This window comes from Burkholderia pseudomultivorans, assembly GCF_902499075.1.
In the GTDB taxonomy this organism is placed as follows: domain Bacteria; phylum Pseudomonadota; class Gammaproteobacteria; order Burkholderiales; family Burkholderiaceae; genus Burkholderia; species Burkholderia pseudomultivorans.
The window spans coordinates 1-12,557 of sequence record NZ_CABVPP010000062.1 but is presented as its reverse complement, the minus strand read 5'-3'; the positions used below and the strand labels follow the sequence as shown (position 1 = coordinate 12,557).

The following is a 12,557-nucleotide window of genomic DNA, read 5'->3' as shown; positions in this document are numbered from 1 at the left end:
CGCTTAATCCCAGCGGCCGCCGTGCCAGCCGCCGCGATCGCGCCACTCGTGCTCGCGCCATTCATGACGGCGCCACTCGTGTTCGCGCCATTCGCGTGCACGCCAGCCGTCGTCGCGATAGCCGACCGGTGCGTATGCAACCGGCGGCGGCGGGGCCACGTAGACGGGTGCCGGCGCCGCATAGGCGGGCACGCCGATGCCGACCGACAGGTCGACGTGGGCCGATGCGACGCCCGAAGCTGCCAGCGCCGCTACACCGAGAACTGCACCGAGAAGAAGTTTCTTGCTCATCTCGCGACTCCCTGCACGTGTCGTGCGTCATGTGAATACGGTTCGGAGTCTAGGCACTGGGTCCTGACACAGGTGAAACCGGTCTGCGAGTCCCGTAACGGACGTTTACGGTCGCCCGCAAAGCCTTGCCGGACAAGGGAGACGCGTACTTCTAAACGCCGTTGCAACGCGGCATCGAATCGGTAAAAAGGGGATTTTTCGGCACGAAGCCGCGCGATGCAGGCGCACGGCGGCCACCGGTGCGAGCCGGCTGCGAACCGCCCGCATCGTGCGCGGGCGGTTCGCAGCGGAAGGGGTTACGCGCGGATATCGTCGACGCTGCGCAGCCAGTGCACGCTGAACAGTTGATCGGCGTCGGTCCACACCGTATCGGGCTCGAACCCCGCGCGGCGTGCGATCGCGTGAAATCCGTCGATCGTGAACTTGTACGAGTTCTCCGTATGGATGCGCTCGCCGGCCTCGAAACGGAACGTGTGACCGCCGACGCGCACGCTCTGCGCGACGTCGCTGACGAGGTGCATCTCGATGCGCTGCCGCTCTGGAGCGTAGAACGCGCAATGCGAAAACGCATCGAGGTCGAAGTCCGCGCCGAGCTCGGCATTCGCGCGCGCGAGCAGGTTCAGGTTGAACTGCGCGGTCACGCCCTGCGCATCGTTGTACGCGTCGTGCAGCGTGCGCACGTCCTTCACGAGATCCGCGCCGACCAGCAATCCGCCGCCGCGCAGCAGCCGCGCCGCGTCGCGCAGGAACGCGTCGGCCTCTTCCGGCGAGAAATTGCCGATCGTCGAGCCCGGGAAAAAGCCGATGCGCCGCCGCGGCGACGCGGACAGCTCGGCCAGCTGCTCGGCCTTTGTATAGTCGGCCGCGAGCGGCGCGACGTCGAGCCATGGATAGGCCGCGCGCAGGCGCGCGGCCGCGCCGTGCAGGTAGTCGGCCGAGATGTCGACCGGCACGTAGCGCGCCGGCGCGTTCGCGTAGTTGCCCGCAAACGCATCGAGCAGCACGCGGATCTTCTCGAGCGACCCGGCGCCGAATTCGACGATGTCCGCGTGCGGACCGACGCGCCGCACGATGTCCGCCGCGCGATCGCGCAGGATGCCGAGCTCGGTGCGCGTCGGGTAGTACTCGGGCAGTTCGCAGATGCGGTCGAACAGCTCGGAGCCGGCCGCATCGTAGAAGTATTTCGGCGGAATACTGCGCGGCGTGCGCGACAGTCCGTCGATCAGGTCGCGCTCGAACGCGCTCGGCCGCGAATCGCGGGCGGGTTGCAGGCCACCGCTCGTGGCCGTCAGGTCAGACGTCTCGCGCAAGTCGCACTCCCGTGAATTGCCAGCGCGCGGCCGGCGGAAAGAAATTGCGGTACGTCGGCCGCGCATGCCCGGGCGGCGTCGCGATGCTGCTGCCGCGCAGGACCTGCTGGCCGACCATGAACTTGCCGTTGTATTCGGCCGCGACACCCGCGAGCGGCCGAAAGCCCGGATACGGCTCGTATGACGAACGCGTCCACTGCCACACGTGGCCCAGCATCTGGCGGATGCCGTCTGCCTGGAACGCGGCCTCCCATTCGAATTCGGTCGGCAGCCGCGCGCCGGCCCATTCCGCATACGCGGCCGCCTCGTAGAAGCTCACGTGGCAGACCGGCGCATCGGGCGCGAGCGGTTCGACGCCGTGCAGGCCGAACGCGCGCCATGCGTGCTGCGGCGCGGATGAAGCCGCGTCGGCGACCAGCGTGTCGTCGTCGGTGATCCAGTATGCGGGCCCTTGCCAGCCTTCCCGTTGCACCGTCGCCCAGCCGTCGGACAACCAGTATTCGGCGCGCGCGTAGCCGCCGTCGGCGATGAACGCGGCGAATTCGGCATTCGTCACCAGGCGGTCCGCGATCTCGTACGGCCGCACGAGCGCCGTATGACGCGGCCGTTCGTTGTCGAACGAGAACGCGTCGCCGTCGTGGCCGATCTCGACGAGCCCGCCCGGCTGGCGCAGCCAGCGCACCTCGCCGGCTTCGCCCGCCGTCTCGCCGTGCCCGTCCGCGCCGTTGCGCGGCCGGAACGCCGGACGCAGCGGATTGCACGAGAACGCGTGCAGCATGTCGGTGACGATCAGCTCCTGATGCTGCTGTTCGTGATGCAGGCCGAGCTCGACCTCGGGCGCGATCGCATCGAGCAGGGCCGGATCGTCGAGCGCGAGCGCGCGCAGCATCGCATCGTCGACGTGCTGGCGATACGCATGCACGTCGTCGAGCGACGGGCGCGTGAGCAGCCCGCGCTGCGGCCGCGGATGGCGCGGGCCGAGCGCTTCGTAATAGGAATTGAAGAGGAACTGGAATGCGGCGTCGAACGGCGTGTAGCCGGGGACGCGGCGCATCAGCACGACGGTTTCGAAGAACCACGTCGTATGCGCGAGATGCCATTTCGACGGACTCGCGTCGGGCATCGACTGCACGGCCTGGTCTTCGGCGGACAGCGTCGCGGTCAACGCGACGCTATGGGCGCGCACGTCCTGGTAACGGCGCTGAAGCTGGGATGCAAGGAGGCTCATCGGTTTGCCGTCCACGTCGCGATTCGCTGCGTTGCGTTGCCGGAAAAAGGAAAGCCTCGCGCTCGATGCGCGCGGCTGACGTGCGACCTTCGTTGCTGCGTCGTCGGGCAGCCGGCGCGCGCGCCGGGCCGCGAATGCGGCGTCACTTCATCCGCCCGTGCAGAACAGTATGGTCCAGAAATGTGAACGTCGCGAATCCGATTGCGGATGAAACTGCGCAGAAAGAAAAATGAAAGCTTGTGCGGTATCCGATATCGCGTGCAGCCGGGGTCGCCGACATGCGCTGCGATGCGCGTGCCGATGGGGCTGCGCGGCGGTTCGCCACCTGCGCGCCGCGCGTTCCGGATGCCGATCGTGCCCGCGGCGCGGGTGTGACGATCATGCAACGTTCGGGCTCGTCCGTGGAGCAGCCGGCGCATGCGATGCCGCCGACCGCCCTCGCCTTTTCGAAAATTTTTTTGCCGCGATGTCACATTCGCGGAGCGCTGTCTCGTCATGTCATCGGAACCCACACGAAAGGAGAAGGAACCATGACTGCGAAACTCAACCCGTTTGCCGTCGCCCCCGCCTTGATGAAGAGCTGGATGGGCCTGTCCGTCGCGGTTGCCGGCAGCCTCGAGCCGACGCTGATCGAGCTGGTCAAGATCCGCGCGTCGCAGATCAACGCGTGCGCGAACTGCCTTAACATGCACACCGTCGACGCACGCGCGCAAGGCGAAACCGAACAGCGCATCAACCTGCTCGCCGCGTGGCGCGAAGCGCCCTGCTACACCGACCGCGAACGCGCGGCGCTCGGCTGGACCGACGCGCTCACGCGACTGTCGGAGGGCCACGCGCACGAAGCGGCGTATGCCGCGCTGAACGACCACTTTATGCAGGAGGAACAGGTGAAGCTCACGCTGATGATCAACGTGATCAACGGCTGGAATCGTCTGGCGGTCGGTTTCGGGCTGTGGGTCGATCCGGCCGAGGCGAAGGCCGCCGCCGCGAAGATGGTGGCCTGATGAGGAGCCTCGACCCGACCGTCGCGCATGCCGACGCGGCGGCGAGCTTCGATCCGCTGCGTCGCATGCTGATCCGCGTCGCGTACCGGATGCTCGGTTCCGTCGCCGATGCCGAGGACATCGTGCAGGAGGCGTTCATCCGCTGGATGGACGTCGACCGCGACGAAATCCGCGTGCCCGAGGCGTTCCTGCGCCGGATGGTGATGCGGATGTGTCTCGACCAGCTGAAGTCCGCGCGGCATCGGCGCGAGACCTATGTCGGCCCGTGGCTGCCGGAGCCCGTTGTCGACGCGGACGAAACGGAAGACGTCACGCTGCCGCTGATGCTCGCGCTCGAACGGCTGTCGCCGCTCGAACGCGCGGCGTTCCTGCTGCATGACGTATTCGGTCTCGAGTTCGACGAAGTGGCTGCGACGATCCAGCGCGAGCCGGCCGCATGCCGGCAGCTCGCTGCGCGGGCACGCACGCACGTGCGCGATGCGCGGCCGCGTTTTCGGGTCGAGAAACAGCGCGGCATCGAGCTGGCCGAAGCGTTCTTCGCGGCGTCGCGCAGCGGCGACATGCGCGCGCTCGGCGCGATGCTGGCCGAAGACGTGAGCCTGCATGCGGACGGCGGCGGCAAGCGTTCGGCCGCGGATGTGCCGGTGTTCGGTTTCGAGCGCGTGATGAAGGTGCACACGCATCTGGCCGAACTGTTCGCGACGCACGCGTCGAAGCTCGTGCGTGCGGGGTTCGTCAACGGGTTGCCGGGTTTCGTCACGCTGGAAGCCGACGGCGAGCTGCAGACGACCGCGCTGGAGATCGAGGATGGAAAGATCGTCGCGATCTATGTCGTGCGCAATCCGGACAAGCTGAAGCATCTGCATTGAGCGTCGCGCGCCGTGCGACTGCGCGGCGTCGGCGCCCTTCCGTTCGCGTTTGCCTGCGTGCGTGAATGCGTGATTTCGATGCGGGAAATGCGCGGTGAAACGCGTTGCGTACGGCAGAAAAGAAAAACGCCACGCGAAGTTGCCGCGTGGCGTTCGATCATTTGGCGAGCCGGATTGCCTGTAGGCAATGCGTGCTGCCGACCCCTTCAATTGTTCGTTGGTAGGCTCGATTGGATTCGAACCAACGACCCCCACCATGTCAAGGTGGTGCTCTAACCAACTGAGCTACGAGCCTAAGAAGCCGCGAATTATAGAGAGGGTTTTTGAGGAGCGCAAGCCCCTTCGTGAAAATTCTTCAGGCGCGCGAACGGATGGCGCGCGATGCGCAATGTGTCGCACGTCGATCGACGACGTCGCGCAACGACATGCGATCACGTGGCTCGCCTTTTCGACGCGTATGGAACGATACTGGCGATTCGAGCCCTCGAACCGACCGGAGATGTGCTCATGGGGACGTCGCTCAAGCTGCGCCATCGCGAAGCCGGCCGCTGGCTGACACGCAACCGGGTGATCTTCCCTGCGTGCATCGTGTTGCTGGTCGAATCGTTCTTCTTGTGGGTGCGGGTGGACGGCGCGTATGTCCGGCATATGCGCAGCGTCGCGGCACTCGGCTGGGACTTCGCCGTGTTCTGGAGCGCGTCGTTCCTGTCGATCCATCGCGGTCCGGCGAGTGCGTTCGACTGGACCTTGCTCGGCCCCATCGTGCTGAAGCTGCAGGGTTTGGCCTTCAACGACTATCCGACCGAGTGGGTCTATCCGCCGACGTTTCTGCTGATGGTCTGGCCGTTGTCGCTGCTGCCATTCGTATACGCGTATGTCGCGTTCGTGCTCGGCGGATTCGCGTTGCTCGGCGCGACTTGCGCACGCATTGCCGAACGGCGCCTGCCCGTCGCGTTCTGGTTCGCGGCCCTCGCTTTTCCCGCGGTGTGGATTGCCGGCATGGCCGGACAGAATTCGTTTCTCACCGCCGCGCTGATCGGTCTCGGGCTCGTATCGCTCGATCGGCGGCCGGTCGTCGCCGGCATCTGCTTCGGCTTGCTGGCAATGAAGCCGCAACTCGCGATGGCGATACCCGTTGCGTTGATCTGCGGCCGGCGCTGGCACGCGCTGGCTGCGGCGGCGGTCACCGCCAGCCTGTTCTGCATAGTTGCCGGCGTGATGCTCGGCTTCGACACCTACACGGCGTTCGTCCGGTCCGCCGGCCGCTTCGGCGCGTATCTCGTCGATCGGGCCGGCACCTGGCCGGCCGGGATGCCGACCGTTTTCGGCGCGGCACGTCACGCCGGCTTCGCCCCCGGATATGCGTATGCGCTTCATTTCACGGTCGCCGCGATCGCGATCGGTGCGACCGCGTGGTTATGGCTTCGGCCCGCGCGACAGACACTGCAGGCATCCGCGCTGGTGATAGCCAGCCTGCTCTGTCCGCCCTATCTGTTGACCTACGACCTCGTCTGGCTCGCACTTCCGTTCGTCTATTTATGGCTCGACGGCCAGCGTCATCGCTGGCTTGTCGGCGATCTTCTAGCGCTGATCGCGGCGTGGCTGTCCCCGATCGCCTTTTTCCTGCCGCTCCGGTTGAGCAACGCGGTGCCTGTCGTGCTGCTCGCGATGCTGGCCGTGATCGTCAGGCGCAGCGTCGATACGGCACTGAGTCCCGATGCGACGAGCGACATGCATGCCGTGTCCCGATCTTGATGGCACACAGCGTCGCGACTGTGGGTGATGCAGTTATCCACATTCCCCTCTGGATAACCGTCCTGCAAGCATCTGGATTCACAGTGGAACGATTGAGGATATCTGTACGACCCGGAAATTCACAGAAAAGTTGTTCGACGCATCCGCGAGCTGTGCACGCGAGTCGAGCCGGGTTGTGCATTTTGCATCGTGTTGATTTTTCAGCCGGTTAACGAGGTTATCCACTGTGACGCACAGGTCTTGTTAACTGTTACTACGTATATATACGTTCCCTGTTAACACCTTTGGATAAGCACAGTCCCGCGACTGTGATGCGGGCATGAAGAGGATGTCCTGCCACGGCCAGTCGTATGGGCAGGCTTCGTTGGAATCTTTGTAGAGTCGCGGGCATTGCTGCCAAGTGCGAGGCGATTCATGAAGGCGCCTGTCGATGAAGTGCTGGTGGAGGACATCGCCGGGCCGGTTGCTGTGGTCGTGACCGACGTCGTTCGACGCGGATACCGTTCGATTGCATGGCGTGGCCCGGGGCAGTATGTGATCGAACGGCATTGAAGAAATGCGACGCCTGACGGAAGAGGAAGATATCGGCGGATCGACGTTCAGGGCCGAGCGCGACGAGGAATTCGACAAGGTCTGGCGTGCCGGTGAGCGTGCCTGTCCGGATTGCCTGCGGGAAACGTTGAAGCGCAGCGGTTTGATCAACGACGATGCGACGGCATGACGTCCTTTAGCCAAGCGACGAACGAGCTGTGGAAATCCGGCACGGAAAACTGCGCAAACGCTGTGACCGATTGTCCGGAAATGCGGTTTCAGGACATCGATGAGACGCCGCCTGGCGCACTGCTTCGCATGTACGGGATCAAGTGATGCCCGATGCCGCTACGCGAGCGACAGCCCCGTACGCGGATCGAGATGCTCGTCCTTGCTCAATCGCTTGACCAGTTGCTCCGACGTCGGGCCGGCGACTCTGCAGCGGGCGAAGCCTGTTTTTCGCGTGTGTCGGGCGGATGTGGAAAAGCGCGCGTAAACCGGTCGAAAACGCTGTGTCGTGTGCACCGCGATCCGGGGAGAGCAATGTACGTGTTCGACGATGCCGACAGATCGCACAAATTCAGGCCTTCGAACAAAACGGCCTGTTGGAAAAAATGTGGATAAATCGATTCGAAAATCACTCGCGATGCTGTGTATGAACAGGGTGAGTTTCCCGTCCGCGAGTAGCTTCATCGTGCCGTGAGGCCCGTGTTTCGGGGCTTTTCGAGGATTGGCCGGGAGCGTTCGTTCGACCGGTGACGATCGATGGCATCGACGGTTTCGATGTGGATATCGTGGCGACCAACCGACTCGAAACGCTGTGCGCTTCATGGGTGAGAGGGGGCGAACGAAGGAAACGTTGTGGATATCGCCAGCCCCGAACCACTCGAAATGCTGTGAGCGTCATCGGCCTCGAACGATAGCATCGAGCCGACGCTTTCGGTGTGGATATCCACCGTCAAAAACGGAGCGAAATGCTGTGCATCTCAGGGATGAGGGCACCGGGCTTCGATCGGAGCGCGGCCCGTTTACCGTGATGTGGATAACAGGCCGCCCAACTCACTCCAAACGCTGTGCGCTTTAACGGTGAGCCACGTCACCCAACGCGCGCGCAACCGCCGCGAGCCTTCGCGCCCCGACGCGCCCGCGCATCGTATCACCTACGTCTGCTCGTCGAGCACACGCGCGACGGCCTTTTCCGCGAGACTATCCGCCGGCCCGACCACCGCATAGTTGAGCCCGCGCAACGATCCATACCGCGCGAGCAGCGCGCCGTCGACGCGTTCGCCGGCCGCCAGCAACCGATGCGCGGATTCGGGCGGGCGGAGATAGAAGCTCAGCGTGCGCCCCGCGTCGTCCTGATACAGCACCATCGCGGCGGCCCCGCGTTCGGTCGCGAACAGTCGCGCGCCGATCGGCCTGAATCCCGCGGCGCTCAAATCCGGCAGCATCGCCGATGCGCCGACGCGTCGGGTGAGCCAGGTCTGCAATTCCGCCGCACTCGTCGGCCGGAAATCCACCTTCGCGGCGCGATCGACGACCAGCATCTTGTACGCCTCGACCGCATCGCTCATCGGCGCGACGGCCGCCGGCGCATTCCAGCCGCGTGCCTGCCATCCGCCGAACGTCCCCAGCCCGATGCAGAACACGAAGGATGCGGCCATCGCGAACCGCATCCGCGTGCGTTCCGCGCGCCGCGCACGAATCGCCGCCGGATCGAGCGCGGGGTTGTCCTCCGGCATCTGCATGCTCGCCAGCGCTGCGCGCAAGCGCTGCGCATCCTGCTGCCAGCGCTTCACCTGTTCCGCGCTTTCCGGATGCAGCGCGAGATAGCGCTCGACCGCAGCGCGCGCGTCGTCGTCGAGCTGGCCGTCGACGTAGGCGTGGAGGTTGTGTTCGTCGGGAGGGATGTTCATTTCATCAATCGCAGGGAAGCAGCGGGGAGCTCGCCGTCGCTGAGCAGGCGCAGCGCCTGGCGCGCGCGGGACAGGCGCGACATCACGGTGCCGATCGGCACCTCAAGCAGATCGGCGGCTTCCTGATAGGTGAAGCCCTCGACCGCGATCAGCAGCAGCAGGCTGCGCTGCTCGTCGGGCAGGCGGCCGAACGCTTCGAGCGTCGCGCGCGCGGCCACCTCGCGTTCGGCGGACGGCCAGTGCGGTTCGTCGTCGTCGCGGATGCGGCCGAGCAGCCATGCGTAGCGTTTCGCGCTGCGCTTGCCGTCGAGGAACTGCCGATAAAGGATCGTGAAGAGCCAGCTGCGCAGCGACGCATTCTCGCGGCGGCTCGCCCAGCTCGACAGCGCGCGCTCGAGCGTCGACTGCACGAGATCGTCGGCCGCGTGCACGTCGCGCGCCAGCCAGAGCGCGAAGCGTCGCAGCCTCGGGATGAGTTCGCGTAACGCGTCGTCGTCGGGGGCGGTGGAGGGCATGGCCGGGCCGGTTACCGAAAGGGTCGAGATGCCGCGTAGGACGCCGGTCGGCGCCGCTTATTCCATGAGCATACGAAAAATTTTTTCGTGGAATAAAGCGGCCGGCGCGGCGTCCTACGCGCGTTCGACATTGACCTGACGATCGGGAGTGCATTTCATGGAGCGATCTTCTTCCTCTTCTTCGCCAACGCCGCGACAGGCGCCGGCGCGCGAGTGGTGGCGCTGGGCCGTGATCGGCGGCGCGGTGGCGGGCATGGCGGCGGCGTTCGGCTATGTCGGCGGCTGGCTTTCGCCGACGCGTCTGACGCCGCACCGGCTCGTCGATGCGTTGCAGACCAACGCCGGGCTGCATCCCGGGTTTCGGCGCAATCATGCGAAAGGCGTGTGCGTGACCGGGTATTTCGAGGGCAACGGGGCCGCGAGCGCGTATTCGGTCGCGCCGTTCTTCAAGGCGGGGCGCACGCCGGTGGTCGGGCGGTTCGCGCTGCCGGGCGGGAATCCGTATGCGCCCGACAGGAGCGTGCCGATCCGCAGCCTCGCGCTGAAGCTGACCGCGCCCGACGGCGAGCAGTGGCGGACCGGGATGAACGCGATGCCGGTGTTTCCGGTGGCGACGCCGCAGGCGTTTTACCAGCAGACGGTGGCGACGCGGCCCGATCCCGGGACGGGGAAGCCCGATCCGGCGAAGGTGAAGGCGTTCTTTGGCGCGCATCCGGAGGCGGCGGCGTTTCTGCAGTGGATAAAAGCGGCGAAGCCGAGCGCGAGCTACGTCACCGAGAGTTATTACGGCTTGAACGCGTTCTACTTCGTCGACGCGTCGGGCAAGCGGCACGCGGTGAGGTGGCGCGTCGTGCCGGAACAGACGGCCGGCGCCGGCGACGTCGCGACGGCTGCGGATCCGAACGTGCTGCAGGCGGATCTGACGCGGCGCATCGCGGACGGTGCGCAGAAATGGAAGCTGCTGGTCACCCTGGCGGAGCCCGGCGACCCGGTGGACGACGCAACGAAGGTGTGGCCTGCGCAGCGCACGACGATCGATGCGGGAACGCTCGTGCTCGACCGGGTGGCGCCGCAGGATAGCGGGCCGTGCCGGGATGTGAATTACGACCCGACGGTGTTGCCGCAGGGGATTCAGGTGTCGGGCGATCCGTTGCTGGCGGCCAGGTCGGCCGCTTATGCGGATTCGTATCTGCGACGCACGAGTGAAGAGGCTGGCGTGGCGAAGGCGGCCAGCGTGAGCGAGGAGGGGCGGTGATGAAGACGGTGACGACGTTTGGCCTGCCGGCGAGGGTGCTGCACTGGGTGATGGCTGCGATGATTCTGACGATGCTGTTTGTCGGGGTGGGGATGGTGGCGTCGGTGTCGGAGCGGCACACGTTTCTTGTGGGGATTCACAAGCCGCTGGGCGTGGCCGTGCTGGTGCTGGTGTGCGTGCGGATCGTGGTGCGGCTCGGCTCGAAAACGCCGGCATTGCCTGCGGACTTGCCGGGATGGCAGAAGGTCGCCGCGCATGGATCGCATCTGGTGCTGTATGTGCTGATGGTTGCGATGCCGCTGATCGGTTGGGCGATGCTGTCGGCGGGCGGGTATCCGGTGACGCTGGGCGGCGGGGTGCAGCTGCCGGCGATCGTTTCGGCGGATCCGGTCGCGTTCGCGTGGCTCAGGATCGCGCATCGGGTGCTGGCCTATCTGTTCTTCGCGACGTTTCTTGCGCACTTTGCGGCCGCGCTTTATCACGGGTTGATTCGGCGGGATGGGGTGGTCAGGTCGATGGTGGGGAGATAGGCGCAGAGCGAGAGGAGTCTTATCTCGAAATCATGATATTTTCCGATTTCCTGTAACGGCGCTGCCGTTTCTTTTTGGGCCTCGAAGGCGCCAGTTCGTTGGCGACTGCGAGGTCTTTCTATTGGGACTTCGTGTGTGGGCCCAGCGGAGAAGAAAGTGGAATTGGAAGAACTTCGCGATGTGCTCCGTCAGTTTGTCGCGGAGCGAGGTTGGCAGAAGTTTCACACGCCCAAGAATCTGGCTGCGGCGCTGAGCGTCGAAGCCAGCGAGTTGCTGGAGCCGTTTCAATGGCTCGAGTCGGGAGAAAGAGCGGAGCTTTCGGCTGATCAGTTGACGGCGATCCGCCACGAGATGGCGGATGTGCTGGCCTATCTGGTGTTGCTGGCTGACAGGCTGGAGATCGATCTCCACAAGGCCGCACTCGAGAAAATCGACATCAACAGAAATAAATATCCGGCAGACAAGGTGTACGGAAAATCAAAAAAATACTCTGAATACGGGGATTGAGGAATGCCGCAATACAGCGTGAAGGTTGGCGACATCGAGGACGTGGTGCGCGAACTGGGCGGAAGAGCACCGTACAAGAAAATCTACGAAGCGCTGCTGGCAAAGTTTTCATCGGGGAAGTTGCCGGACAACTATCAAGACATGGCAACGTTTCAGGCAACCGTACGTCGCAAGGTGGAAGATCACTGTCCCCAGTGCATCGATTTTGATTCGTCAAAACGTGAGGCGAAGTTCATCCGCGTAGAGCGCGGGACATTCGAACTTGCCGGCAGTGAAGAACAGGCCGCGGTTTTGCAGACTGTTCAGGCACGCCAGGCGGCTTTCGACAAAGATGTCGATCGAGCACTCGCAGATACATCGGCAGCGCGGAGAAAGCGACTCTCACGAGCCGGCAAGGTGCCGACGAAGATCAAGGCTGTCACGGAGATCTACGTTCGGAACGCCGACGTTGTCGCCGAGGTCTTGCTCCGAGCGAACGGGGTTTGTGAGCTTTGCGAAGAGCCGGCGCCGTTTCTTCGGAAGAAGGACCGTACGCCTTACCTCGAGGTGCATCACAACAAGCGTCTCGCAGATGGCGGTGAGGACACTATCGAAAATGCAATCGCGTTGTGCCCGAACTGTCACCGGAAGCTTCATTTCGGTGTCGAGATCGAGGGCGTGTCACTGTAGCGTGCAGGACCAGATATTTTTTCCAAAACCCCTTGCGCGATTGGAGGAGGGTGCCTAGAATCACGCCTCTTTCGCGCTAACGGCAACGCGGCGCGAGAGGGGGAAGCGGAGTCGGTGGTGTGCTGCAGGTTGAGCGCGCGGCTGGCGAAGGAAGAAGAACCCCGCAGTCGCAACGAT

At 64.6% G+C, this 12,557-nt stretch carries 15 protein-coding genes and 1 tRNA gene; 9 read left to right on the top strand and 7 right to left on the bottom strand.

The window, feature by feature from the left end:
- Positions 1–3: 3 nt before the first annotated feature.
- The 4 genes from BST28156_RS28845 to BST28156_RS28830 form a co-directional block, all read right to left on the bottom strand.
- Entirely contained in the window at positions 4–291 is a 288-nt protein-coding gene (locus BST28156_RS28845; protein ID WP_174904023.1) for a hypothetical protein, read from the bottom strand.
- 296 nt (positions 292–587) lie between these two features.
- Entirely contained in the window at positions 588–1,601 is a 1,014-nt protein-coding gene (egtD, locus tag BST28156_RS28840; protein ID WP_060240164.1) for an L-histidine N(alpha)-methyltransferase, read from the bottom strand.
- Entirely contained in the window at positions 1,585–2,829 is a 1,245-nt protein-coding gene (egtB, locus tag BST28156_RS28835; protein WP_060240268.1) for an ergothioneine biosynthesis protein EgtB, read from the bottom strand. Before egtB ends, egtD begins: the two co-directional genes overlap by 17 nt.
- Positions 2,826–3,215: a hypothetical protein gene (locus BST28156_RS28830; protein WP_174904022.1), complete on the bottom strand. Its 390-nt coding sequence runs from the start codon at positions 3,213–3,215 to the stop codon at positions 2,826–2,828. Before BST28156_RS28830 ends, egtB begins: the two co-directional genes overlap by 4 nt.
- Positions 3,216–3,359: 144 nt before the next feature.
- Here BST28156_RS28830 and BST28156_RS28825 point away from each other — a divergent pair, with 144 nt between their 5' ends.
- Both BST28156_RS28825 and BST28156_RS28820 read left to right on the top strand, forming a co-directional pair.
- Positions 3,360–3,833, top strand: coding sequence for a carboxymuconolactone decarboxylase family protein (locus BST28156_RS28825; protein WP_174904021.1), 474 nt, complete (start codon positions 3,360–3,362; stop codon positions 3,831–3,833).
- Positions 3,833–4,702: a sigma-70 family RNA polymerase sigma factor gene (locus tag BST28156_RS28820; protein ID WP_174904020.1), complete on the top strand. Its 870-nt coding sequence runs from the start codon at positions 3,833–3,835 to the stop codon at positions 4,700–4,702. Before BST28156_RS28825 ends, BST28156_RS28820 begins: the two co-directional genes overlap by 1 nt.
- A 218-nt stretch (positions 4,703–4,920) precedes the next feature.
- Here the strand turns inward: BST28156_RS28820 and BST28156_RS28815 are convergent.
- Positions 4,921–4,997: transfer RNA gene (locus BST28156_RS28815), tRNA-Val, on the bottom strand.
- A gap of 212 nt (positions 4,998–5,209) precedes the next feature.
- Here BST28156_RS28815 and BST28156_RS28810 point away from each other — a divergent pair.
- From BST28156_RS28810 to BST28156_RS28800, 3 genes are all read left to right on the top strand, one after another.
- Entirely contained in the window at positions 5,210–6,457 is a 1,248-nt protein-coding gene (locus tag BST28156_RS28810; RefSeq protein WP_174904019.1) for a glycosyltransferase family 87 protein, read from the top strand.
- 414 nt (positions 6,458–6,871) lie between these two features.
- A complete protein-coding gene (locus tag BST28156_RS28805; RefSeq protein WP_174904018.1) occupies positions 6,872–7,009 on the top strand; it encodes a hypothetical protein in 138 nt (45 codons plus the stop codon).
- 4 nt (positions 7,010–7,013) lie between these two features.
- A complete protein-coding gene (locus BST28156_RS28800) occupies positions 7,014–7,178 on the top strand; it encodes a hypothetical protein (RefSeq protein WP_174904017.1) in 165 nt (54 codons plus the stop codon).
- Between the two features lie 970 nt (positions 7,179–8,148).
- On the opposite strand, the gene BST28156_RS28795 is transcribed toward BST28156_RS28800, so the two are convergent.
- Positions 8,149–8,904 carry an anti-sigma factor family protein gene (locus BST28156_RS28795; protein WP_174904016.1) on the bottom strand — a complete coding sequence of 252 codons (756 nt, stop codon included), beginning with the start codon at positions 8,902–8,904 and terminating at the stop codon, positions 8,149–8,151.
- Positions 8,901–9,419: a sigma-70 family RNA polymerase sigma factor gene (locus BST28156_RS28790; protein ID WP_174904015.1), complete on the bottom strand. Its 519-nt coding sequence runs from the start codon at positions 9,417–9,419 to the stop codon at positions 8,901–8,903. Before BST28156_RS28790 ends, BST28156_RS28795 begins: the two co-directional genes overlap by 4 nt.
- Positions 9,420–9,576: 157 nt before the next feature.
- Between BST28156_RS28790 and BST28156_RS28785 the strand changes: the two genes are divergently transcribed.
- The 4 genes from BST28156_RS28785 to BST28156_RS28770 all read left to right on the top strand — a co-directional run bounded on the left by BST28156_RS28785 (position 9,577) and on the right by BST28156_RS28770 (position 12,380).
- Positions 9,577–10,674 carry a catalase family peroxidase gene (locus BST28156_RS28785; protein WP_174904014.1) on the top strand — a complete coding sequence of 366 codons (1,098 nt, stop codon included), beginning with the start codon at positions 9,577–9,579 and terminating at the stop codon, positions 10,672–10,674.
- Positions 10,674–11,204: a cytochrome b gene (locus BST28156_RS28780; protein WP_009690350.1), complete on the top strand. Its 531-nt coding sequence runs from the start codon at positions 10,674–10,676 to the stop codon at positions 11,202–11,204. Before BST28156_RS28785 ends, BST28156_RS28780 begins: the two co-directional genes overlap by 1 nt.
- A gap of 156 nt (positions 11,205–11,360) precedes the next feature.
- Positions 11,361–11,711 (top strand): nucleotide pyrophosphohydrolase, encoded by a 351-nt coding sequence (locus tag BST28156_RS28775; protein WP_254596436.1) that lies wholly within the window; start codon positions 11,361–11,363, stop codon positions 11,709–11,711.
- Between the two features lie 3 nt (positions 11,712–11,714).
- Positions 11,715–12,380, top strand: coding sequence for an HNH endonuclease (locus BST28156_RS28770; RefSeq protein WP_174904012.1), 666 nt, complete (start codon positions 11,715–11,717; stop codon positions 12,378–12,380).
- The last annotated feature ends 177 nt before the right edge of the window (positions 12,381–12,557 follow it).

Coding starts and splice junctions, on each gene's coding strand:
- BST28156_RS28845 (WP_174904023.1), bottom strand. CDS start 291: ATGAGCAAGAAACTTCTTCTCGGTGCAGTTCTCGGTGTAGCGGCGCTG.
- egtB (WP_060240268.1), bottom strand. CDS start 2,829: ATGAGCCTCCTTGCATCCCAGCTTCAGCGCCGTTACCAGGACGTGCGC.
- BST28156_RS28825 (WP_174904021.1), top strand. CDS start 3,360: ATGACTGCGAAACTCAACCCGTTTGCCGTCGCCCCCGCCTTGATGAAG.
- BST28156_RS28820 (WP_174904020.1), top strand. CDS start 3,833: ATGAGGAGCCTCGACCCGACCGTCGCGCATGCCGACGCGGCGGCGAGC.
- BST28156_RS28810 (WP_174904019.1), top strand. CDS start 5,210: ATGGGGACGTCGCTCAAGCTGCGCCATCGCGAAGCCGGCCGCTGGCTG.
- BST28156_RS28805 (WP_174904018.1), top strand. CDS start 6,872: ATGAAGGCGCCTGTCGATGAAGTGCTGGTGGAGGACATCGCCGGGCCG.
- BST28156_RS28800 (WP_174904017.1), top strand. CDS start 7,014: ATGCGACGCCTGACGGAAGAGGAAGATATCGGCGGATCGACGTTCAGG.
- BST28156_RS28795 (WP_174904016.1), bottom strand. CDS start 8,904: ATGAACATCCCTCCCGACGAACACAACCTCCACGCCTACGTCGACGGC.
- BST28156_RS28790 (WP_174904015.1), bottom strand. CDS start 9,419: ATGCCCTCCACCGCCCCCGACGACGACGCGTTACGCGAACTCATCCCG.
- BST28156_RS28785 (WP_174904014.1), top strand. CDS start 9,577: ATGGAGCGATCTTCTTCCTCTTCTTCGCCAACGCCGCGACAGGCGCCG.
- BST28156_RS28780 (WP_009690350.1), top strand. CDS start 10,674: ATGAAGACGGTGACGACGTTTGGCCTGCCGGCGAGGGTGCTGCACTGG.
- BST28156_RS28770 (WP_174904012.1), top strand. CDS start 11,715: ATGCCGCAATACAGCGTGAAGGTTGGCGACATCGAGGACGTGGTGCGC.